Source organism: Geomonas diazotrophica (assembly GCF_018919385.1).
In the GTDB taxonomy this organism is placed as follows: Bacteria; Desulfobacterota; Desulfuromonadia; order Geobacterales; family Geobacteraceae; genus Geomonas; species Geomonas diazotrophica.
Window position 1 is genome coordinate 37,576 of sequence record NZ_JAHLMF010000019.1, and the last position, 21,341, is coordinate 58,916.

Annotated in this window: 19 protein-coding genes; 9 read left to right on the forward strand and 10 right to left on the reverse strand. The window is 61.3% G+C overall.

What is annotated here, in order from left to right:
* Positions 1-158: 158 nt before the first annotated feature.
* The 3 genes from KOM00_RS18565 to KOM00_RS18575 form a co-directional block, all read right to left on the reverse strand.
* Positions 159-1,031, reverse strand: a complete 873-nt coding sequence (locus KOM00_RS18565) for an FtsZ/tubulin family protein (RefSeq protein WP_216500506.1) — start codon at positions 1,029-1,031, stop codon at positions 159-161.
* A 214-nt stretch (positions 1,032-1,245) separates the two neighbouring features.
* The gene (locus KOM00_RS18570; RefSeq protein WP_216500507.1) at positions 1,246-1,875 is read right to left on the reverse strand and encodes a hypothetical protein; all 630 of its coding nucleotides are present in this window, start codon (positions 1,873-1,875) and stop codon (positions 1,246-1,248) included.
* A gap of 8 nt (positions 1,876-1,883) precedes the next feature.
* Complete coding sequence (locus KOM00_RS18575; protein WP_216500508.1) at positions 1,884-2,648, reverse strand: PDDEXK-like family protein; 765 nt, start codon at positions 2,646-2,648, stop codon at positions 1,884-1,886.
* A 682-nt stretch (positions 2,649-3,330) separates the two neighbouring features.
* Here KOM00_RS18575 and KOM00_RS18580 point away from each other — a divergent pair.
* The 6 genes from KOM00_RS18580 to KOM00_RS18605 all read left to right on the forward strand — a co-directional run bounded on the left by KOM00_RS18580 (position 3,331) and on the right by KOM00_RS18605 (position 8,518).
* Positions 3,331-4,755 carry a phytoene desaturase family protein gene (locus tag KOM00_RS18580; protein WP_216500509.1) on the forward strand — a complete coding sequence of 475 codons (1,425 nt, stop codon included), beginning with the start codon at positions 3,331-3,333 and terminating at the stop codon, positions 4,753-4,755.
* Between the two features lie 150 nt (positions 4,756-4,905).
* The gene (locus KOM00_RS18585; RefSeq protein ID WP_216500511.1) at positions 4,906-6,351 is read left to right on the forward strand and encodes a lipase maturation factor family protein; all 1,446 of its coding nucleotides are present in this window, start codon (positions 4,906-4,908) and stop codon (positions 6,349-6,351) included.
* Positions 6,352-6,524: 173 nt separating this feature from the next.
* Entirely contained in the window at positions 6,525-7,106 is a 582-nt protein-coding gene (locus KOM00_RS18590; RefSeq protein ID WP_216500513.1) for a PEP-CTERM sorting domain-containing protein, read from the forward strand.
* A gap of 139 nt (positions 7,107-7,245) precedes the next feature.
* A complete protein-coding gene (locus KOM00_RS18595) occupies positions 7,246-7,752 on the forward strand; it encodes a peroxiredoxin family protein (RefSeq protein ID WP_216500515.1) in 507 nt (168 codons plus the stop codon).
* A 70-nt stretch (positions 7,753-7,822) separates the two neighbouring features.
* Entirely contained in the window at positions 7,823-8,260 is a 438-nt protein-coding gene (locus tag KOM00_RS18600; RefSeq protein ID WP_216500517.1) for a phosphate-starvation-inducible PsiE family protein, read from the forward strand.
* A gap of 3 nt (positions 8,261-8,263) precedes the next feature.
* Positions 8,264-8,518, forward strand: a complete 255-nt coding sequence (locus KOM00_RS18605; RefSeq protein WP_216500518.1) for a DUF6504 family protein — start codon at positions 8,264-8,266, stop codon at positions 8,516-8,518.
* Between the two features lie 9 nt (positions 8,519-8,527).
* Here KOM00_RS18605 and KOM00_RS18610 read toward each other — a convergent pair whose 3' ends face one another.
* The 3 genes from KOM00_RS18610 to KOM00_RS18620 form a co-directional block, all read right to left on the reverse strand.
* Complete coding sequence (locus tag KOM00_RS18610) at positions 8,528-9,367, reverse strand: SDR family NAD(P)-dependent oxidoreductase (RefSeq protein ID WP_216500519.1); 840 nt, start codon at positions 9,365-9,367, stop codon at positions 8,528-8,530.
* 37 nt (positions 9,368-9,404) lie between these two features.
* Positions 9,405-9,710, reverse strand: a complete 306-nt coding sequence (locus tag KOM00_RS18615) for a hypothetical protein (RefSeq protein ID WP_216500520.1) — start codon at positions 9,708-9,710, stop codon at positions 9,405-9,407.
* A gap of 80 nt (positions 9,711-9,790) precedes the next feature.
* A complete protein-coding gene (locus tag KOM00_RS18620) occupies positions 9,791-10,273 on the reverse strand; it encodes a VOC family protein (RefSeq protein WP_216500521.1) in 483 nt (160 codons plus the stop codon).
* A gap of 289 nt (positions 10,274-10,562) precedes the next feature.
* On the opposite strand from KOM00_RS18620, the gene KOM00_RS20765 reads away from it, so the two are divergent.
* Entirely contained in the window at positions 10,563-13,172 is a 2,610-nt protein-coding gene (locus KOM00_RS20765) for a response regulator (protein ID WP_236027073.1), read from the forward strand.
* Positions 13,173-13,295: 123 nt separating this feature from the next.
* On the forward strand, positions 13,296-15,914 hold the full coding sequence (locus tag KOM00_RS18635; protein WP_216500522.1) for a CHASE domain-containing protein: 2,619 nt from the start codon (positions 13,296-13,298) through the stop codon (positions 15,912-15,914).
* A gap of 63 nt (positions 15,915-15,977) precedes the next feature.
* On the opposite strand, the gene KOM00_RS18640 is transcribed toward KOM00_RS18635, so the two are convergent.
* Both KOM00_RS18640 and KOM00_RS18645 read right to left on the reverse strand, forming a co-directional pair.
* The gene (locus KOM00_RS18640) at positions 15,978-16,328 is read right to left on the reverse strand and encodes a toxin (RefSeq protein WP_216500523.1); all 351 of its coding nucleotides are present in this window, start codon (positions 16,326-16,328) and stop codon (positions 15,978-15,980) included.
* Between the two features lie 56 nt (positions 16,329-16,384).
* Positions 16,385-17,107: a YkgJ family cysteine cluster protein gene (locus tag KOM00_RS18645; RefSeq protein ID WP_216500524.1), complete on the reverse strand. Its 723-nt coding sequence runs from the start codon at positions 17,105-17,107 to the stop codon at positions 16,385-16,387.
* 190 nt (positions 17,108-17,297) lie between these two features.
* On the opposite strand from KOM00_RS18645, the gene KOM00_RS18650 reads away from it, so the two are divergent.
* Complete coding sequence (locus tag KOM00_RS18650) at positions 17,298-17,624, forward strand: hypothetical protein (protein WP_216500525.1); 327 nt, start codon at positions 17,298-17,300, stop codon at positions 17,622-17,624.
* A gap of 24 nt (positions 17,625-17,648) precedes the next feature.
* On the opposite strand, the gene KOM00_RS18655 is transcribed toward KOM00_RS18650, so the two are convergent.
* Entirely contained in the window at positions 17,649-20,816 is a 3,168-nt protein-coding gene (locus tag KOM00_RS18655) for a PocR ligand-binding domain-containing protein (protein WP_216500526.1), read from the reverse strand.
* Positions 20,817-21,245: 429 nt separating this feature from the next.
* Complete coding sequence (locus KOM00_RS21085; protein ID WP_407931697.1) at positions 21,246-21,341, reverse strand: hypothetical protein; 96 nt, start codon at positions 21,339-21,341, stop codon at positions 21,246-21,248.

Below are 21,341 nucleotides of genomic sequence, written 5' to 3' on the forward strand. Positions count from 1 at the left end.
TCCCCAGTCACATCCGCTTCTCTTGACAGGGGGCGCCGAAAGCAATCGCGGCCGCCCCCTTCTTTCATCTCCGATTCTTTTCACAGCCACTGCTTGCGACATCTCCCGCGGTTCATCCACCCCCCCGGTAGATTCATCGATCTTCCCGGCGCAAGCAGTCATGTCTGCCCGAGGAAGCGGCGCACCCGCTCGTCAACCACGGGAGCGACCGGAACGGCATCCTTCTTCGCCATGATCAACACCCTGACGTTGGAGCCCAGATCATCGTCCAGCAGCAGCCCTATGATGATGTTGGCGTCGGGATGGACATTCTCGTGCACCACTCTCGAGGCATCGTCGAAATCGTCCATGGTGATATTGGTGGAACCTTTCACGCAGACCAGAAAAGCGCCGTGCTGGCTCGGCTCCCCCCCCTGTTCCCGGATACTTTGCACGGCCTTTTCTGCAGCCAGTGCCGCCCCCCCTTTCCCGCCGGCCAGTCCCACACCGAGGCAAGTCTCGCTGCTGCCGTCGCGCAGTATCGCCACCACATCCGCAAAGTCGATGCAGATCAAGCCGCGCTCGGTGATGATCCGCGTTAAGTCCTCGATCATGGTGGTTGACAAAAACTCCTCCAGGGCAAGCTCCGCCATCATCCGGGGGGCATCCGGGTACAGCGGTTTCAGATTCCGGTGCGAAACGAGGAACAGCGCATCGACCAGTTGCCCCACCTCCCGCAGGGTTCCCAACACCTCCGGAGTGGAAGCCAGAGAAGATCTGGGCACCACGGCCACGCACAAGCGCACAGAGGACAACCCACGTGCGACGGTTGCGGCACGCAGGGTATCACCGGCGACAGTGACATCATCCATCCCGCTCACCACCACGACCAGGTCCACCGGCGGCATGGCCCGCTCCTCAGCCGCGAGGTACGACAACGGCTCCAGGAGTGGGAGCCGTTGCATCAATCTGCCGATCATCCGTAGGCCGCTGGGCCCCGCTGCGGCCACCCCGACGCGTGCCCCCAGCTCCGTTTCAGGCTCTATCCTCATCTCGACGCCTCCTTGTCACGATCAGGATATCCTGCCCATACGTCAAGAAACGTCGCACCAGGCGCCGAAGGTGCGGAGCGCCCAAACCCCAGCGTCACTATCCCCGCAGCAGGAGCTACAACGGCTCCCAGAGGGACGCTTCTTTTTGATAACTGGGCTAGCATAGAGCCACCAGTTGCGCTGGGAACCCAGAGGGACCGGACCCCAGCCGGCGCTACTTGAGAAAACTCCTCTCGGCATCTGCAACAAGTTCAGCAAATAAGGGATGAGCGTTGCGCAGCTTTTCCAAGGCATCTGCTATCGGCTGCAAGGCGTCTACGATCGTATCATTTGCGTAAGCATCAGCCAGGGCCGTTGCATCAACCTTAAACGGTATAAATAACTTACCATTGCTCGTCTGCCTGAAACCTATCCCGATCAGGCTGTCGTAGTTCCGATGATTCTGGCAGAATTTCTTCAAGTCCCCGACCTTCGGATTTCCTATGTACTTTCTTTCGAGGGCAAAGCTGAACCCGGCCTGCGTCGCCGTTATCCCCAAAATCGGAGAAATGTGGTACAGGTATTCATCGAGCACTTTCCCATCGTTAATATAGTCAAGGCAGTAATAAGCTTTGAAGTCTTCCTTGGTTCCATCCTCCGCCCACTCCAGCGGAGCGAACCACACCTCATCTTCCTCCCAGAGGTCGAAACTACCCGTCCACTTTTCATGCTGGGCGGGCTTTTCGATCAGGGCGCTGATCTCAGAATAAACCGCTGGTCCGACACTGTCTAAATATTCGCGAAAGACCTCTTCAAAGACAAACATGCTCTTAATGATGAGACTTCCAGCTTCTTTGCTGCCCATGGGACCTCCTAGAATCCGGTAATATGTTGTGCAAACTGGGAAAGTAATGACCTTGAATTGCTGCCAGGGGTAAGCAACCTCGCCTGTGCCCTAAAGACATGCGCAACATCTTGCCAGGTGATATTGACTAGGAATGGGTCTTGGATACTGGCCCGTTTCCCTGGCAGAGTCAAAAACAACACTCCGTAAGGGCGCCCTCCTCCTTTTTGTCGCGCGATTTTGAGGTAACGCTTCAACTGGTCGTTAGTCTCTGCAGCGTAAACCTTTACCTCAATAAACAGGAGGAAAGCTTCCCCCTCAATTTCTATGTCCACCCTGCTGGTGCGGTCGCCGGACGCACATGATTCCACATGCACCCAATACGGTTTTGCACGGACCTTCTCTGAAGAAGGGAACCCGGCAGGCATATCAACAACGGCATCAAGTATAAGAGAGAGCAACTGGTTGCCTTGTCCGTGCGCTGCATGACAGTCGAGAAACCAAGCCAGAACCGAACTGACACGCACCTCGTCAGCCCCAAGGCCTGCGGCTTCCCACACGTTAGCAGCCTTGCCATCCCTTCGTTGGACCTGAAGTTCCCTTAAGAGGGGTGCAAAATCTGAGAAAAAGCTTTTTAGAGCAGCCATGTTCAGCGGTCTGACTGGTGCATCCAAGTGCCGTCGCTGACACGAGTTCCACTGTTCCACAAAGTTCGATAGGCTGGAATAAAGATCATCTTTTTGCCGCGGTGATTTCCATTGATCGAGGAAAACAGTGAGGTCCGCTTGAATCATTGACCCTCCATGAATTGCAGGCTGAGGCGGCTTTGTCACGAGGCAGGGTGCCGGTCACTATCTCATCGTCTCATCACCCGAACGGCTTAACTTTTATTCTAGCCCTGCCTCCTGCGGAAAAAGGTCAGTGGCTTGATAAGGTTAGGTCTCTGCCATCTATGAAATGCTCTGCGTTATCTCATCCGTCCCACCCGCTCCTCAAGTAGTGATGGCGGGACCGCGACGGATGCATGTGGCCTCGCCGGATTTCCTCAGATTCTCTCCGTGGCCAACGGTTTTCGGTTTGCTAGACTTGCAGATTTCCCCGGATTTTCTCCGTGGCTAATGGTTTGCGTCTTTGATCGTTCGCCGTGTTGTGGTACCGTTGCTGCCCATGAAGACGTTTCTTGTCCCGCATCTCATCTGTCCCACCTGCCTCCCCAAGGAATACCGGCTAACCGCAACCATTGTGAGACCTTCATCAGCGAGACCCTCCTCGCCGTCCGCTGATCCTCTGCCCCCTGCCTCCTTTTTCTGAGAAGACTTCCCCATTAATCCGCTGTTTTGGTGACTTCCCCGGATTTTCTGTCAGTCGTGCCCAAGCGGAACCCCGCAACCTTGCGATTTTCTCCGTTGGCCAACGGTTCTCCCTTTGCTAGACTTGAACCTCGTGTTTTTGATTCCGGTCGCATGAGGTGCCGACATGCCCAAGGGTAGCGAGATGGATGCCGTCGTGGTGGGCTCCGGGCCGAACGGTCTGGCCGCTGCCCTGACCCTGGCCAAAGCCGGCCTCTCGGTCACCGTCGTCGAGGGATCCGCCACCATCGGCGGGGGAACCCGCAGCGAGGAACTCACCCTTCCCGGTTTCCTGCACGACGTCTGTTCCGCAATCCATCCCCTCGGCGTCGCCTCCCCCTTCTTCAAGTCGCTTCCCCTGTCCGAACACGGCCTGGAATGGATATACCCGCAGGTGCAGCTCGCCCACCCCCTCCCCGACGGGGAGGCCGCCCTGCTGTTTTGGGACCTCGACGAGACCGCCTCCCTCTTGGGACGGGACGGCTCTTCCTACCGCCGGCTGTTCGCACCGCTCATCGAGCGCTGGGACGACCTTGCCCCGGACCTGCTGGCCCCCTTGCACGTCCCCCGGTACCCCGTCCCCTTCGCGCTCTTCGGCATGAAGGCGCTCCTCCCCGCGCAGCTGCTGGCCCGGCTCGCCTTCAAGGATCCCCCCGCCCGCGCCCTCTTCGCCGGGATGTCCGCCCACGCATTTCTGCCGCTGCAGCAACCGCTCTCGGCGGCCTTCGGCCTGATCCTCGGGACGCTCGGGCACGTGTCCGGCTGGCCGGTCGCCAAGGGGGGCTCGCAGAGCATCGCCGCCGCCCTGGCCTCCTGCCTCCGCACGCTCGGGGGTGTGATCGTCACCGGCTGCCCGATCAAAAGCCTCGCCGACCTCCCCGCGGCCCGCATCGTCCTTTTCGACGTCAGCGAGCGCCAGTTGGAATCCATCGCCGGGTCACGCCTTCCGGCCGGCTACCGTCGCAGGCTGCAGCGCTACCGCTACGGCCCCGGCGTCTTCAAGATCGACTGGGCACTGGACGGGGCGATCCCCTGGACGGCGGCCGGCTGCCGGCGCTCTGCCACCGTCCACGTCGGCGGGACCGAGGAGGAGGTCGCCCGTGGCGAGAAAGAGATCTGGCGGGGGATCCATCCCGAGCAACCGTTCGTGCTGGTGGCACAGCCCACCCTGGTGGACCCCTCGCGCGCGCCGGACGGAAAACACACCGCCTGGGCCTACTGCCACGTCCCCCACGGCTCCACCTTCGACATGAGCGACCGCATCGAGTCCCAGGTGGAGCGCTTCGCACCCGGATTCCGGGACCTCATCCTCGGGCGCCACACCCGCAACTGCCTGGAGTATGAAACATACAATGCCAACATCATAGGAGGGGACATCAACGGCGGGGTACAGGACCTGCGCCAGTTCCTGGCCCGCCCCACGCTCCTGGCGCCGTATCGGACGCCGCTTCCCGGCGTTTACCTCTGCTCCTCGGGAACGCCCCCCGGCGGAGGCGTGCACGGCATGTGCGGCTACCATGCAGCGCGCCTCGCTCTCGCGGATTTGAAGTAACCCGAAAGCGGTTACGCGAAGAGCGCCAAAAGAAAGGCGAAACCGGCAGGTTTTGCAGTTCCTCGCGAAGGATTTTTCTCCGCGTGCTTTGCGGATACTCCGTGTTCTTTGCGCAACCGCTTCTGGTTTCTTTCCTCCCGCGGAGGACTTATGAGTGACGACGGTTACTGGATCATCCGGCTCATGCTGCAGCGGGGACTGGGCGTCATCTACCTGATGGGTTTCCTGGCAGCCTTGAACCAGTTCCGCGCCCTGTGCGGCGACCGCGGCCTGGAACCGGCGCTCCCCTTCATGCGCCTGGTCCCCTTCCGCGAAGCGCCGAGCCTCTTCTACTTCCTGCGCGGCGACCGCGCCTACCTCCTCTTCTCGCTGCTCGGCGTTTTCCTGTCGCTGCTCGCGGTGACCGGCATCTCCGAGGCCGGCGGCACCGTCTGGTCCATGGCGGTCTGGTTACTGCTCTGGGGCATCTACCTTTCCTTCGTGAACATCGGGCAGACCTTTTACGCCTTCGGCTGGGAATCGCTGCTCCTGGAAGCAGGGTTTCTGGCCGCCTTCCTCGGCCCCTCCAGAGTCGAGCCGGGGTGGGCGGTGATCTGGCTCTACCGCTGGCTCGCCTTCCGCGTCATGTTCGGCGCGGGGATGATCAAGATGAGAGGGGACAGCTGCTGGCACGACCTCACCTGCCTCGATTACCATTTCGAGACGCAGCCCATGCCCAACCCGCTCAGCCGGCTCTTCCACCGCCTCCCTCCCCCCGTGCACAAGGCGGGGGTGCTCTTCAACCACCTGGCCGAGCTGATCCTCCCCTTTCTCTTCTTCGCCCCCCAACCCGTCGCCGGGATCGCCGCGGCAGGCTCGCTCCTCTTTCTCCTCTCCATCATCGTGAGCGGCAACTTTGCCTGGCTCAACTGGCTTACCGCCGTCATCTGCCTCACTCCCCTGGACGGCTCCCTCATCGCAACCCTCCTCGCGGTGCGCCCCCCTCCGCTTCTCCCCCAGCCGCCGCTGTTCCAGGCGCTCACCTGGGGGCTCGTGCTCCTGGTCGCGGCGAAGAGCGTGCAGCCGGCCCGCAACCTCTTCTCCAGGCGGCAGATCATGAACACCTCCTTCGACCCCTTCCACCTGGTCAATACCTACGGCGCCTTCGGCAGCATCACCAAGGAACGCTACGAGATCGTGCTGGAGGGGACCGCAGCGGAAGACGCCCGGGAGGAGTCGCAGTGGCGGCCCTACGAGTTCCGCGGTAAGCCCGGCGCCCCATCCCGCATGCCGCCGTTCGTGGCACCATACCACCTGCGCCTGGATTGGCTGATGTGGTTCGAGGCGATGCCGTCGCAAGGGGGGCACTCGCGCTGGTTCGTGCAGTTGGTCATCAAGCTGCTCCAGGGGGACCCGCAGACCCTGGGGCTCCTGCGACACAACCCCTTTCCGGAGGCGCCGCCGCGTTTCATCCGCGCCCTTTACTACCGCTACAGCTTCGGTGACAGGCAGTGGTGGGACCGGGAACTGGTCGGAGAATACCTGGTGCCGGTTTCCCTGGAGCACCCGGTTTTGAAGCAGGTGCTTGAAAGGTATCGAAGAAGGCTGGAAAGCTAGCCGCCGGCTCGCTGCAACCGCCAAGTTGCACGGGGGGTGATCTCCCCTGGACCCGGCCTCTCTTGTAGCGCAGAAAATGTTACCGGCTAATGCCTTAGCCGTTGCCGGCGTTGTATTAACAAAATATAATCACCTTATCGGTGCACGACTGACGGCAGCAAAGGAGGTCATCGATGAGGACCGGAATTCTCGCCGCGGCAGTTCTGATGCTGTTGCTTTTGCCGGTATCCTCGCAGGCCCATCTCTACGATTACGAGTACGTGGGCGTCCCCTTCGACTGGTTCGGCGGAACCACCTACAGCCCCGCCAACCACGTCACCATCTCGCTTCTCACCGACCATCCCCTGAGCTATGGCGAGCGGGGTTTCGCCGAAAACCAGAGCTCGGAGATGATCTCCTTCATCATGTCGGACGGCTACCAGACCCTGAAGCTTAGCGACGACTGCAGCTCGGAGCTGCAGATCTTCGACGGACTCAAAGTTGACGGGACCCCCATCGGCTGGTGGATCTGGCTGGAAGACGACCTGCGCGCCGTCGGCAACACCGTGTACTCCGAGAATTCCCCGGACGGCTCCTACGACATCGGCATGAACGGTGCTGATTTCGGCCGGAATTTCAACGACGGGACCTGGACCGTGTCCGTGAAGTGCGGCGACCCCAGTCCCGTCCCCGAACCCTCCACGGCACTGATGATGGCCGCAGGCGTGGCCGGGATGTGCGGGGCCACCTGGTGGCGCAGAGAAAGCACGCGCTGAAAAAGTCCGCGACGAAACCGAAGTAGTTTCTGACCAGTTTCCCTCCGGGGAAGCTGGTTTTTTTGTGTTTTCTGGTACACTCGCGTGGTGGCGCCGTCGCCCGGCGCGCTGTCCGGCATTTCACGGGGAGGGTTTTGAGATGAGACGATCGATTTTGGGAAGCATGGCGACCTCGGCGCTCGCCGCCATAGGGAGTATCGGCTCCCGGCTGCCGAGGATAGACGAGCAGGCGCCGGAGTTCGAAGCGGACTCCACCGAGGGGGCGGTAAAACTCGCCGACTTCGCGGGGAAAAAGCACGTGCTCCTCGCCTTTTACTACGCGGATTTCACCCCGGTTTGAACCAGCGAGATGCAGGCTTTTCAAAAGGAGTTGCCGCTTTTTGAGAAGCAGGACGCCCAGGTCCTGGGCGTGAGCAGTGACACGTTGGCAACACACCGGGAGTTCGCCCGGGAGCACGGCCTCTCCTTCCCCCTGCTGTCCGATGAAAAGGGCGACCTGCAGAAGCTTTACGGTGCGGGGCGCGCCACCTTCGTCATCGACAAGAGCGGCGTGATCCGTTACATCCATCGGGGCTTTCCCGACACCGCCAAGCTTCTGGAGCGGCTTGCCAAGCTGCAGGAAGAAGGGGATGTCACGCGATTGTAGAATTGGGCACAAAAGCCTGTAACCTCCCTCTGGTATGTTCGCCGCAAACGTAACCAGAGGAGATTGACTTATGTGGAGAGAAAACAGTGTCGACCTGAAGCTGAACCGGTTTTACGAGATGTCCGCTCGCGCGGTGCTGTGCCTGCTGATCATCGCCATCCTGCTTGCCATCGTAGCCGGTGTGGGGTGCACGCTCTATGATCTGCGCCTGGTCTTCCAGGAGGACTTTCACGGCGCCTCGAAGCAGATCATGGTCGACCTTTTGACCGTGCTCGCCATCATCGAAGTGCTGCGCACCGCGCTCGCCTATTCCACCGAAGGGCGGGTGAAGGTGACCTATATCATCGACACCGTCATCGTCACCGTGCTGACCGAAGTGATGGCTTTCTGGTACAAGGAGATCGACTGGCAGGAAGTTGCCATGACCATCGCCCTGGTGCTTTCCCTGGCCTTGATCCGGATCGTGGCGGTAAGGTTTTCGCCGGCGGGCGCACGCAGGGAGCTGTAGCGGATGGGAGAGGAACCGAACGTCAAGCGCAGGGGAGAGCCGGTAAAAGTCAGCTGCTATGCCGGCTACAAGGCAGACGAGCGTCCCACCGCGTTCACGTGGCGGGACCGGACCTTCACCGTCACCGGGATCCTCGATCGTTGGTACGACCGAGACGGCAATTACTTCAAAGTGCAGGTTGAAGATGGTGGGCAGCACCAGTTGAGGCACGACCTGAATGACGACCGTTGGGAGTTGTTGCCGCCCCGTGACGAATGACGTTCCCCGTCATCTCCGGCTTATACATTTCAAGCTCAGCTCCCTAAGCCGCCTGCGCGCCTCTTCATCGTAGGCCTGCTCCGCCGCCCGTTTCGGGCTCCCCTGGTCGAAGTAGAGCCCGCTCTTCCCCTGCAGCTCGTCGTCCACCGCCAGCCGTTCCAGGTAGCGCGCCCCCTCCTCGACCGTGGTCCTCGCCGCTCCGAACCACTCCCGCACCATCTTGGTATTCATCAGCGACGCGGGATGCATTGCGTTGACCGTGATGCCGGTCCCGGCCAGCTCGTGCGCCAGGTCGAAGCTGAACATGATCAGCGCCAGTTTGCTCTGGGCGTAGGCGCGCATGCCGTCATACCCCTTCTCCAGCATCACGTCGTCGAACACCAGCTCCTGCTGCGCGACCGAGGCCACGTTGACGACCCGCGCGCAGCCGACCTCGTCCGCCCGCCGCCGCAGCAGCGGCAAAAGCCGGTACGTGAGCAGAAACGGCGCCAGGTAGTTGACCGCGAAGCGGAGCTCGAAGCCGTCGGCGCTCAGCTCGCGCCGCCTCGGTTCGGGCCCTGCCCCCACCCCGGCGTTGTTGATCAGTACGTCGAGCCCGCGCCAGTCGGCGGCGATCGAGTCTGCCAGAGCCTCGACCTCGCCCAGCGAGGAGAGGTCGGCGTTGTAATAGTGCAGCCGGTCGCTGCCGGTAGTCTCTCTGATGGCGGCGACCACCCGGCGCCCTTTCTCCGGGTCCCTGCCGTGCAATAACAGCGTCGCCCCGAGGGGGGCAAAATCGGTGGCGACCTTTTCACCAAGGCCGTCGGTCGCGCCCGTGATCAGTATGACGTATCCTTCCAGGTCCTTCATGGCGGACCTCCTCGTAAGGCCTACTGTTCTCCCGCTCTCAATTCATGGCGTTGGCGCCGGCCGCCCAGACCGCCAGCCACTGCTGCTGCGGCGTCAGGCTGTTGCCGTGCTGGACCAGGACCCCGTCCTCCCGCTGGTAGCTGCAAAACCATCCCGGCTTGTCGGCGCCGGGAAAGGTCGGAAAGTCGCCGGGGTGCTCCCTGGCATCGTAGGGTGCCGAATAGGTGCCGTCGTCCTTGGGAGGCCGGCAGCGTTCGTCCCCCACGTACCACGTCGTTTCGGCAGCGGCGAGTTGCACTCCCAGGAGCGCGGTGATGGCGAGTATCCGTAACATGCTCTTCATGATTCACAACCTTTCCTGTCGCTTCCGGCACCCGCGGCGGCGCAGCAATCCGCGCCCCCGGGGCGCCGGAAGCACATGTGTTACGATTTGATTTCCTTGGGCATCTGCGCGAAAGCTGCCCTGGCGCCTTCCCTGATCTCCTCGGGGCTCAGGTCCCTGGTGTGGGTCGCCAGCATCCAGTTGTAGCCGAACGGGTCCTGCAGCGCTCCGGCCCGGTCTCCCCAGAACATTTCCTGGACCGCCATCTTCTCGGTGGCTCCCGCTTCAAGCGCGCGCCTGAAGGCCGCGTCGACGTTCTCCACGTAGAGATAGAAGCTGATCGGCGAACTTCCCAGGGTTTCCGCACTCTTGCAGTTTTCACCGGGACACTCGTCCCCCATCATGATGATGGAGTCCCCGATGAGGAGTTCGGCGTGCATGATCCCCTCCCCGTCCGGTCCCGGCATGGCGTATCTCTCCACGGCTCCGAAGGCGTTCCGGTAAAAGTCGATCGCCTTGCGGCAGTCCTTGAACATGAACATCGCTGTGACACTGTTAAATCCTTCCGGAATGGGTCTTATCATGATAAACCTCCTATCTGTCAGGTATTTCCACCTACCCGACCCTCTCAGCATAGGATTCGGCCCAGGCGATGTCAATAGCCGAGCCCCCCTGGTCCAGACTGCACCGTCCCCGTTTGCCGTGCGCCGGGGCGGCTCCGGATCCGGTACCGCTTCCGGCAGTTCACTACGACACGGCCGCAACTAACCCACCCGCCAAATCATATATAAAGGTTGACCGGCATCTGCCGAAAAGTTATTAACTGTTACCCGCCCCAGTTGACGCATCTATCACCCGATTAAGGATGGCGAGATGACTTGTATCCGATTGGTTGTAACAGCTGCCTTTCTGCTCGTAACAGTCCTGTCGACGCTCATCTGCACCGCGGGACAAGCCGAAACGGGCGTCGCACTGACCGCCGAGGAGCAGCAGTGGCTCCAGCGGCATCCCATCATAAAACTCGCCCCCGACCCCGACTTCAAACCGATCGAGTTCTTCGACGAAAATGGCCAGTACCAGGGCGCCTCCGCCGACATGATCCGGCTCCTGGAACGAAAGCTCGGCATCACCATCACCGTGGTCCACCTGAGCAACTGGGACGAGGTGCTGGAGAAATTCAAGGCTCACCAGGTGGACCTCCTGGGTGCCATGGTGCGGACCCCGAACCGGGAGAAGTTCGCCCTGTTCACCGACACACTGGTCGCCGTCCCGGGTGGCATCTTCGCCCGCAGCGGCTCGCGGACCAACCTCACCCTCGCCGACCTCAAGGGGAAAAAGGTCGCCGTCGTTTCCAATTACGCCTCCCACGACATACTCCGCACCAGGTTCCCGGACATCAGGCTCGAAGTGGTTCCCGATGTCTCCACCGCCTTGGCCAAGACCTCCCTGGGCATGGTCGATTTCTACGTGGAGAACATGGCCAACGCCACCTTCTATGCCCAGCAGGCCGGCATCACCAACCTGCAACTGGCCGGGAAGACCGATTTCGACTACCGCTGGGGGATCGGGATACGCAAGGACTGGCCGGAACTGCAGGGAATTCTCAACAAGGGGCTCGCCGCCATCGGCAAGGAAGAGCGCAGCGGCGCCCTGCAAAAGTGGCTCTATGTCGACGACCTGCACTGGGCCCCCAGCAGGACCTTCGTCATCGGAGTCGTCGCGGCCCTGCTCGCCCTGCTCCTTGCCGCAGCCGCCTGGGCCAACTACGCGCTGAAGAAGGTGGTACGCAGCAGGACCGCGTCGCTGCAGGAGGAGCTCGGCGAACGGAAAAAGGCGGAAGAGGCCTTGAAAGCCTTGTCGGTAGAGCTCGAGGACCGGGTCCGCTCGCGCACCGCGGACCTCGAAAGGGAGATCGCGGAGCGGACCAGGTCCGAGCAGGCGGTCGCCGCGAGCGAGTTGCGCTTCCGACAGCTGTTCCAGAACGTGGCCGACCCCGTCTACATCGCCGACCAGACCGGGAAGATCCTGGCCGCCAACGACCAGGCGAGCCTCGAGCACGGCTTCTCGCACGAACAACTGCTCGCCATGAACGTCGGCGACCTCGATGCTGTCAACTGCGACGCCGACAAGGTGGCCGACCAGATCAAGGCTTTCCCCGCGTCCGCGCCGGTCACCTTCGAGACCGTGCACCGCCGCAGCGACGGGACCACCTTCCCGGCTGAGGTGAAGGTGAGGCGGATCGAGTTCGACAACCGTCCCGCCGTCATCGGTGTGGCCAGGAACATATCGGAGCGAAAGAAAGCCGAGGAGGAGCGCATCAGGCTCGAACAGCAGCTGCTGCACGCCCAGAAGCTGGAAAGCCTCGGCGTCCTCGCCGGCGGAATAGCGCACGATTTCAACAACATCCTCACCTCCATCATCGGAAACGCGGAGCTGGCCCATCTCCGCCTCGGTCCGTCATCTCCCGCCCTGGAAAACCTGCAGCGCATCGAGGCGTCGGCCGTGCGCGCCGCCGACCTGGCCCGGCAGATGCTTGCCTATTCGGGCAAGGGAAGGTTCGTCATCGAGTCCATCGACCTGAACCGCCTGCTCCAGGAGATGGGACACATGCTGCACGTCGCCATCTCGAAGAAGGTCGTGCTGCAGTACCACCTGGCGGAACAACTGCCGGCGATAGAGGTGGACGCCACCCAGATCAGGCAGATCGTCATGAACCTGGTCATCAACGCCTCCGAGGCCATCGGCGACCACGACGGCGTCATCGCCGTCTCGACCGGCTGCCTGGAATGCAGGGAGGAGTACCTAAAGGACGCCTGGCTGATAGACCCGATCCCTGAAGGCTCCTACGTCTCCCTCGAGGTCTCCGATACCGGCTGCGGCATGGACAAGGAGACCCTGGCCAGGATATTCGATCCCTTCTTCACCACCAAGTTCACCGGCCGCGGCCTCGGGATGGCGGCGGTGCTCGGCATCATCCGCAGCCACAAGGGTGCCATCAAGGTTTACAGCGAACCGGGGAAGGGAACCTGTTTCAAGGTGCTGCTTCCGGCGGCGGCAGGGGAGCCCTCGGAGGGCGTCGTGGAAGCGGAGCCGGTCCTCTGGCGGGGCGAAGGGGTCGTGCTCCTCGTGGACGACGAGGAGAGCATCCGGAGCACCGGCAGCGAGCTCTTGCGCGAGCTCGGCTTCGAGGTGATCACTGCCGCCGACGGCTGCGAGGCGCTGGAGATCTACCGCAACCACCCGGCCATCGCGCTGGTGCTCTTGGATCTCACCATGCCTCACATGGACGGCGAGCAGTGTTTCCGTGAGCTGCGCCAGGTAGACCCGGCGGTACGGGTCATCATGTCCAGCGGGTTCAGCGAGCACGAGGTGTCGCAGAAATTCGCGGGCAAGGGGTTGGCCGGGCTGATCCAAAAACCTTACAAGCTCTCCTCGCTGCGCGAGGTCTTAAGGGCCGCCTCCCCTGGGGAGGGGCCTGCGTGACGGCCTCCGCGTCCGAATCGCGCCTGCCTCTTCCGCGCGCATTGAATTCGGCAATAATTTCTGTAAAGTTAATCATCCAGCCCGCCGGGCCGGGAGCGCACCTCAGCGAACCGGGGAACACAGATGCCGACAGACAGCATCCAGCCAAAGGAAAGTGCAGTCGCGTCGCTTCAGGGGGGGGCCTCCTGGGGCAAAGCGGTGAACCTGCTCCCCTACCTGGTCCTGACCCTGTCCCTGCTCATGACCTTGTTCTTCTGGCGCCAATACGACCGCAGCCTCACTTCCCGTTTCCAGACCGCCTTCCAGGATAGAACCGAGGAGATCATGGCCCGGTTCCTGAACCGGATGATCGATAACGAGCAGGTCCTGCGGGGAGCCGTCGGTCTCTTCAACGCCAGCGACCAGGTCACCCGCGATGAATGGCACCGCTACGCCATATCGCTCTCCCTGGAACGGAACTACCCCGGCCTGCAGGGGCTCGGCTTCTCGGAAGTGGTGCATCCCAAGGACAGGGAGCGCCATATCCGGCGCATGCAGGCGGAAGGTTTTCCCAGCTACCGGATCTGGCCCGAAGGGAAACGGCCGGTCTACACCGCCATCGTCTACCTGGAACCGTTCGACTGGCGCAACCAGCGGGCCTTCGGCTACGACATGTTCTCCGAGCCCAACCGCCATGATGCCATGGTCATGGCATGCGACACCGGTGATGCGGCGCTGACCAACCCGGTATTCCTGGTGCAGGAAACGGAGCGGGACCGCCAAAAAGGGGTGCTGATGTACCTCCCGGTGTATGACCGGATGCTGCCGACCGCCACCTTGGAACAGCGCAGGGACGCGCTGAAGGGTTACGCCTACAGCCCGATCCGCATCAGGGACTTCATGTGGGCCACCTTCCCAAGGCCGCCGCAGGACATCGGCTTCCGGATCTACACCGAGAGCAGGGCCACGGCCTCGGCCATGCTTTTCGACAGCGTCTCGGACTGGAAGGTGAACCTCCCCCGGAACTACCGCCCGGATTTCCGGGCCAGCCACACCGTGAAAAAGTTCGGCCGCGAATGGCTCTTCACCTTCCAGTCACTCCCGAACTTCGCGCTGGAGCAGGGGAAAGATCAGTCCCGCAGCTACCTCGCGGGCGGGCTCGTCGTCAGCGCCCTTTTGACCGTGATCGCCTTCATGCTCCGCAACGCCCACACCAGCGCCATCAGGGCTGCGCAGGCCCTGAGGGAAAGCCAGGAGCGCTACCGCAAGATCTCCGAGGACAGCCCCGCCTACATCTGCACCTTTCTACCCGACTGCACGCTCACCTACGTGAACCCGGCGCTCGCCAAAAATGCACGCAGGGCCCAGGCTGACCTGGAAGGAAGAAACTTCCTGGATTTCCTGCTCCCGGAGTACCGCTTGCCGGTACAGGAAGCCCTGAACGACCTGACCCCGGAACAGCCGACCGAGACCATGGAACTCGCCATCTTCGGCCCCGGCGGCGGCGTCATCTGGCATCAATGGACCAACAGGGGGATCTTCGACGAGCAGGGAAGGCTCGCCGAGGTACAGGCGGTCGGCCAGGACATCACCGAGCGCAAGAAGGCCGAAGAGGAACGCCTCCGTTACGAACAGCAGTTGCTGCACGCCCAGAAGATGGAAAGCCTCGGCGTCCTCGCCGGCGGCATCGCCCACGACTTCAACAACATCCTCATGGCGATCATCGGCAACGTCGACCTGTCGCTGATGAAACTTCCCGAGGAGTCACCCGTCGCTGAAAACCTGCGCAACATAGAAACGGCCGCAAACCGCGCCGCCTACCTCGCCAAGCAGATGTTGGCCTACTCCGGAAAGGGGAGGTTCATGATCGAGCAGACGGACCTGAACCGGCTGATCGAGGAGCTGCGCCACGTGCTGGAAACCGCCGCCCCCAATGCCGAATTGAAGCTGGACCTGGCGCGGCCGCTCCCCGCGGTTGAGGCGGACCAGAACCAGATACGCCAGATACTGATGAACCTCGTACAAAACGCCGCCGAGGCGATAGGGGACCAAAAGGGAGAGATCATCATCCGCACCGGTTCCGCGATTCTGGACCAGGAGAGTCTGAAGAACCTTATCCTCGGGGAGAGCATGGCGGAGGGGCGCTACGTCTTCCTCGAGGTGTTCGACACAGGTGCCGGCATGGAAGAAGAGGTGCTGAAAAAGATCTTCGATCCCTTCTTCACCACCAAGTTCACCGGCCGCGGTCTCGGCCTCGCCGCGGTCCACGGCATCGCCCGCGGGCACCAGGGGGGGATCCGGATCTACAGCGAACCGGGAAGGGGCACCACCTTCAAGGTGCTGTTGCCTGCCACCGAGGCCGCCGAAGCGGTCGCGGCGGAACCGGTCCTTGACGACTGGAGGGGTGAAGGGAAGATCCTGCTCGTGGACGACGAGGAGACGGTGCGCAGCATCGGCATCCGGATGTTGAGGGAGTTGGGTTTCACCCCGTTGACGGCCTCGGGCGGGGAAGAAGCGTTGTCGCTTTACCGGGAGAATCCCGACATAAAGGCGGTCCTCCTCGACCTCACCATGCCCGGGATGGATGGGGAGGAGGCGTTCCGGCAGCTGCAGCTCATCGACCCGAAGGTGCGGGTGGTCATGTCCAGCGGCTTCAGCCAGCAGGACGTGGTGCAGAAGTTCGACGGCAAGGGCTTGGTCGGCTTCATCCAGAAGCCGTACACGCTGAAAGTGTTGAGGGAAGTGATGCGGAAAGCCCCATAGTGCAACATCGAATGGGGGTGCTGCAAATGCCCTTCTCGTAGGCCGCCGGTGCGCCGGCGAGGCTCACCCCCTGGGTTGCTTGACCCGGTTCGCCTCGTTCTTGTGATAGACATCGAAGAAGATCACGCTGTTGTCCCCGACCTCCCGGCAGAAGCCGCATTTATCCTCCAGCTTCTTCCCCTCCTTCCTGCACTGTTCGCACCAATGGGAGATGAGCCGGTAGTCACGGCGCCCGACGTACTTCTTGAGCTTCCCCTGGTACTCCCCGTGCATCCACCCGTCGGCGTCGCCGGGGTTGTCCAGGAGCCGGTCGATGACGTGAAGAATTCGGTCGTGGCCGGGGGGGTCATGTTTTTGAATCTTGTCCATCTTGGCCGCGAAGCCGGGGGTAGGAAAAAAGGAAAAGGGAGGCATGATCTCCTCTACCGGCGGGGGTGCCGGTCGTTTATTTTGGATCTGAAGGCAAAAAGCTAGGTCATGGTCACGAGCAGCGGATGATCGAAGCCCGCGTCGGAAATGACGCGAAGGGCCTGGGCGCTTCCCTGCAGCGCGGCCCCGGCCAGATCATGCTTTCGGCACAGGTGCACCAGGACCCCGAGGTTGCCGTAGAGAGCGAACCCGAGGCGGGTGCGCATCTGCTGCGCCCCCGCCTCCTCCAACTCCTTGCCGCTTTCCTGGAGCACGCCGACGTAGTGGCTCGGGAACGAGACCACCTTCCGATCCAGGCCGGCGAGAAATGCCTCCCGCTCCCCCGGGGCGATCTTCGCAAAATCGGCGCCGCACCAGGCGCTTTCGCGGGTGGAGATGAGCGAGCGGCAGGTCAGGGGACGAACCGGGTAAACGCTGCACCCCCCCTCGGCGTTCAGCAGGGGACAGAACCCCATCTCGTCCCGGTGCAGGCGCAGGTACTGCGGCAGTTCCCGTACCCCCTGCACGAGGTCGCGCAACGTCACGGCGTACTTCTCGACCTCCTTCCCCTGTTCCTCATCCAGGTGCCTGGCCACGGCCAGCGCCTCGGCGAAACCGGTGTGCACCGCGAGGCTGCAGCAGTTGCGGCATCCCTTGCCGCAGTAGACGCTGCCCCCGCCGGAGCGGTAGTCGTCAACCCAGGAGCGGACGAACATTTCCAGGAACATCTGCTGTTGCTTTGCCTGGTCGAGCAGTTGGGTCAAGGTTTCGCTTGTGACAGTCATAGCATCCCTTCGTTGTCGCCATACTGGCAGAACATCTGCTTCTGCCGCGGACATTGCCGCAGAGCTTCAGCTCATAGCATATCGTGGCAGATTGGGCAAGTGGCGTGAACACCCTCTTGCGATACCGCTGGCGTCTGCTAACATTTGCAGTAGTTAATATTAAAGGTCGTTTCGCTACGGGGGGGACGTTATGAAAAAAGTGGCTCTGTCGATGTTGCTGCTGCTGTTTTGGCACGGACCTGCGCGTGCCGACGACTGCGACTGTCGGCCCATCGAGTACCAGCAACTGATGACCATGCCCGTGAGTGAGATTCAGGCAAAAATGGAGCAGTATGAAAGGCTCAAGGAGAGGTATATCCACGGCGGTTCGACGAACTGTTTTTACACCTGCGCCACCGCATACGAGCAGCTCCACGACGCCAAGGCGGAGAAGGAGAGGGAAATGACGAAGGACCGTGCCGCCAGGCGCGCAGCTGAGCAGGGCAGCGTGCTTCATCGACACCCGTCACCCCGCTGACGCGGCCAGCCCCCTTTCGCCTGCTCAGTGGTCCAGTATCTCCCTGACCTTGCGCAGCAGCTCCATCGGCTGCACCGGTTTCATGATCAGTTCGATCCCCTCTTCCGACACCCCTCTGTTCTGGATGAAGTCCGCGGTATATCCGCTGGAATACAGCACCTTCACCCCCGGCTGCAGCAGCGAGATCTCCTCGTAGGCCTCCTTGCCGTTCTTTTTCGGCATGATCATGTCCATGAGGATCATGGCCACCTTTTCCCTGTTTGCAGCGAACTGCTCGACGACGTCCTGCCCGTCCACCGCCTCTATCACCTGGTAACCGTACTGGCTAAGGATGGATACCACGAGCCTGCGGACTTCGGAATCGTCCTCGGCCAGCAGGATGGTTTCGCTCCCCCCCGTCGGGGCCTGCCCATGCACTACCTGGTCATCCGCCTCGCCCGGTCCGGCCTCCTTCACCGGCAGGTAAATCCTGAAGGTGGTCCCGTGCCCGGGCTCACTGTAGACGTTGATGATCCCGCTATGCTGCTTGACGATGCCGTAGACGATCGCCATGCCGAGGCCGGTCCCCTTGCCGACCTCCTTGGTGGTGAAAAACGGTTCGTAGATCCTCTTGCGGGTCTCCTCGTCCATGCCGCCGCCGCTGTCCGACACCGTTACCACGGCGTAGCTTCCCGATTCGGCCCGCCCAGACTCGTGGTCGAAGGGTGACTCCACCGCCTGCAGCCCCGTCTCGATGGTCAGCAGTCCCCCCTTGGGCATGGAATCGCGGGCATTGGTCGCCAGGTTTATCAGCACCTGCTCGAGCTGCCCCACGTCGGCGTGCACGATGAGCTGGTCTCCGTAAGTTACCGTCTTCAGGTGTATGTCCTCCCCGATGACCCTGAGGATGAATTTCTTGAAGTTCTCGATGACCTCGTTCAAGTCCACAGGTTCCAGGTGGATGACCTGCTTGCGGCTGAACGCCAGCAATCCCTTGGTAAGTTGTGCCGCTCGTTCGGACGCCGACAGGATATGGTCTACCCAATCCTGCTCTGCCTTGCCGAGGCTTTCGTTCATCCTGAGCATGTTCCCGTAGCCGGTGATCACCTGCAGGATGTTGTTGAAGTCGTGGGCGACGCCGCCGGCCAGCTGCCCCACCGCTTCCATCTTCTGCGACTGACGGAGCTGCTCTTCGAGGTGGATGCGCTCGGCAAGCATCCTGGAGACCTTTATCGAGGTGAAACTGAGCGTGGAAACCATCTTGGTGAGTTCGGCGTAGAATTTCATCCCCGCGTCAGCCGCTTCGCGCGTGAAACGGGGCACCCGGTCAAGGGCGGCCAGGTACTCCGTCTCGTCGAACCCGAAGCGCCTGGCCTGCTCGCGGAAAAGCTCCACGTCGGGCGGCTCGTCCTGGTAGAAGAACTGCCCGATGAAGACGTTGCCGACATGCCTTCCCCCCACCTCGATAGGGGTCACCATGTCCCACATGTTGTTCTTGCAGCGATAGCGTCTGTAAGTCCCCACGGGCACCCCCGCCGAAAGAACGGTGTCGCTTTCCAGGCAGTTTTTGCAGGCATCGGGATGGACCCTGTGGAACTTGGTGCAGATGTCCTGCCACCCTACCGCGACCAGCACCTTGCCGGAGACGTCGAGGACCGCACCCAGCATCCCGGTTATCCTGTAGAAATCCTCCATCATGGCCTTGAGCATGTCGCAGTCGATGATATCCGAGAGCTCCAGGGTGCCGATGTCACCTTCCGGTTCCAGGATCGCCTTCAGTTTGTGCCGGACGGTCTCCTCGCTCTGTTTGAGCGCCACCTCGGCCCTTCTGCGTTCCTCGACCTCCTCCTCCAGCATCGCGGTCTGCTCCTCGAGGAGCGCCGTCTGCTCCTGCAGCGATTCCTGGGCGATCTCCCGCTCCTGCAGTTGCTCTTCGAGCTCGACGCTCTTCTTCTTCAGCTCGTCCTCGAGATGCTTGAGTTCCGTGATGTCGGTGGATATGCCGCAAAGGCCGTATACGGCCCCCTCCTCGTCCTTAAGCGGGAGCTTGACGGTCCAATAGCTGCGCGGCTGCTCGTTTTCGGCTGCCAGGTTGGTCTCTTCCCTTTTGACCGTGAGCCCCTCCTCGAGCACCGGCCGATCGCTGACGATTATCTCCCGGACCGATTCCGGGGAGAAGAACGCGGCGTCGGTCTTCCCCACGATCCTGTCTTCGGGTTGGCCGAACAGTTCGCAGACCTGGCGGTTCGCGTAGGTGTAGCGGTACTGGGTGTCCTTTATGAAGATGTAGGCGCCGACGTTGTCGAGGATGGTGTCCAGGCGCAGCTTGCTCTCGCGCAAGGCGGCCTCGGACGCTTTGCGTTCGCAGCTGCGCCTGTAGAAGAAATAGGTGGCGAGGCACGCTACCAGGAGCGCGAAGGGAAGCAGGTACTTCAACACGTCCTGGAAGGTCGGCTCCTTGGTTTCGTAGACGCCGAACCACTTCTGGTACAGCTCGTCGTAGTCGCCGTCAGCCTTGGTCAGGGCGAGCCCCTCATTCAGCAAGGCGAGGAGGTCCGAATCCCCTTTGCGCACGCCGAAGGTGAACTTCTGTGCGTAGCCCGCCTTGGCTTCCAGGGCCCGCACGTTGTCGATGCGGAGTTCCCGCAGCGTCTGGAGTCCGGCCAGCTTGCTGAGGAGCATGGCGTCGTGCTTGCCCGAGGCAAGGAGCGTGAGCCCTTCCCGGGCGTCGTTGACCAGCACCAGTTGCTTTTGCCATCCCTTGGAGATGGCGTACTCGTGGGCCAGGTCCGATTTGAACACGATGATGGACTTACCCGCCAGGTCCGCCTCTGAGTTGATGCGGGAGTCTCCCTTGCGCACGAAGATGGCGCCGTTGACGGTGACGTGGGGGACGCTGAAATCGGTGTAGCGATGCCGCTCCTCCGAGGTGGCGATGTTGACCAGGACGTCGACCTTGCCGTCCTTGAACTCCTGGAGCAGTTCGCCCCACGGCCTGACCCTCAGGGTATATTTGAGTCCCTCCTCTTTGGCGACCTTTTTCCAGAGTTCCACGGCAAAGCCGCCCGCAGTATCGTCGGTACTGCCGGTGGAGAAGGGAGGAAAATTCTCCTCGCTTCCTACCACGAGCGTTTTCTGAGGGTGGTTGGCGGCCGGTGCCGTTGCAACGGAGGCGATGAGGCATACGATGAGGATGATCAGACGTTTGAGCATTCCCGGTCCCTTGGTCGACGTGAGGCTTAGGGTTAGATAATTCGCTGTCTCAGGGAACTGACATAAGCTGCAGGGCGTCAATTAATGAAAGACCAAGATAAGATAACAGAGAAAGCGAACTCGTAAAGAGAGTTCGCTTTTCCTGATGAAAAATAGGCGGGATTCAAGGAACAGGGATGCAAACAGGGATGCAAACAGGGATGCAAACAGGGATAAAAGGGATAAAGGGGATGCAAGCCTAAACAAAGGATTCTGGTTCACCCCAAAGCACGATGCCTTTCATTCCTTTATTCTTTTCATCCCTTCATTGTTTTTATCGCTTTTATCGCTTTCGCTTTCATCCCTTGCATCGCTTTTATCGTTTTTATCGTTTTTATCGTTTTTATCGTTTTTGGCCTATCTTCGCAATAGAGGACACGTTAGAAACCCTTATGCTGCCATCTTCAACTCCTGGTGCTCGAACTCTTCGGGGGAGCAGTAGCCGATGGCAGAGTGAAGCCTCTTGCGATTGTAAAAACCTTCGAT

Excerpts from the sequence above, each read along its gene's own strand:
- KOM00_RS18565 (WP_216500506.1), bottom strand. The coding sequence starts at position 1,031 with ATGAGGATAGAGCCTGAAACGGAGCTGGGGGCACGCGTCGGGGTGGCC.
- KOM00_RS18570 (WP_216500507.1), bottom strand. The coding sequence starts at position 1,875 with ATGGGCAGCAAAGAAGCTGGAAGTCTCATCATTAAGAGCATGTTTGTC.
- KOM00_RS18575 (WP_216500508.1), bottom strand. The coding sequence starts at position 2,648 with ATGATTCAAGCGGACCTCACTGTTTTCCTCGATCAATGGAAATCACCG.
- KOM00_RS18580 (WP_216500509.1), top strand. The coding sequence starts at position 3,331 with ATGCCCAAGGGTAGCGAGATGGATGCCGTCGTGGTGGGCTCCGGGCCG.
- KOM00_RS18585 (WP_216500511.1), top strand. The coding sequence starts at position 4,906 with ATGAGTGACGACGGTTACTGGATCATCCGGCTCATGCTGCAGCGGGGA.
- KOM00_RS18590 (WP_216500513.1), top strand. The coding sequence starts at position 6,525 with ATGAGGACCGGAATTCTCGCCGCGGCAGTTCTGATGCTGTTGCTTTTG.
- KOM00_RS18600 (WP_216500517.1), top strand. The coding sequence starts at position 7,823 with ATGTGGAGAGAAAACAGTGTCGACCTGAAGCTGAACCGGTTTTACGAG.
- KOM00_RS18605 (WP_216500518.1), top strand. The coding sequence starts at position 8,264 with ATGGGAGAGGAACCGAACGTCAAGCGCAGGGGAGAGCCGGTAAAAGTC.
- KOM00_RS18610 (WP_216500519.1), bottom strand. The coding sequence starts at position 9,367 with ATGAAGGACCTGGAAGGATACGTCATACTGATCACGGGCGCGACCGAC.
- KOM00_RS18615 (WP_216500520.1), bottom strand. The coding sequence starts at position 9,710 with ATGAAGAGCATGTTACGGATACTCGCCATCACCGCGCTCCTGGGAGTG.
- KOM00_RS18620 (WP_216500521.1), bottom strand. The coding sequence starts at position 10,273 with ATGATAAGACCCATTCCGGAAGGATTTAACAGTGTCACAGCGATGTTC.
- KOM00_RS20765 (WP_236027073.1), top strand. The coding sequence starts at position 10,563 with ATGACTTGTATCCGATTGGTTGTAACAGCTGCCTTTCTGCTCGTAACA.
- KOM00_RS18635 (WP_216500522.1), top strand. The coding sequence starts at position 13,296 with ATGCCGACAGACAGCATCCAGCCAAAGGAAAGTGCAGTCGCGTCGCTT.
- KOM00_RS18640 (WP_216500523.1), bottom strand. The coding sequence starts at position 16,328 with ATGCCTCCCTTTTCCTTTTTTCCTACCCCCGGCTTCGCGGCCAAGATG.
- KOM00_RS18645 (WP_216500524.1), bottom strand. The coding sequence starts at position 17,107 with ATGACTGTCACAAGCGAAACCTTGACCCAACTGCTCGACCAGGCAAAG.
- KOM00_RS18650 (WP_216500525.1), top strand. The coding sequence starts at position 17,298 with ATGAAAAAAGTGGCTCTGTCGATGTTGCTGCTGCTGTTTTGGCACGGA.
- KOM00_RS18655 (WP_216500526.1), bottom strand. The coding sequence starts at position 20,816 with ATGCTCAAACGTCTGATCATCCTCATCGTATGCCTCATCGCCTCCGTT.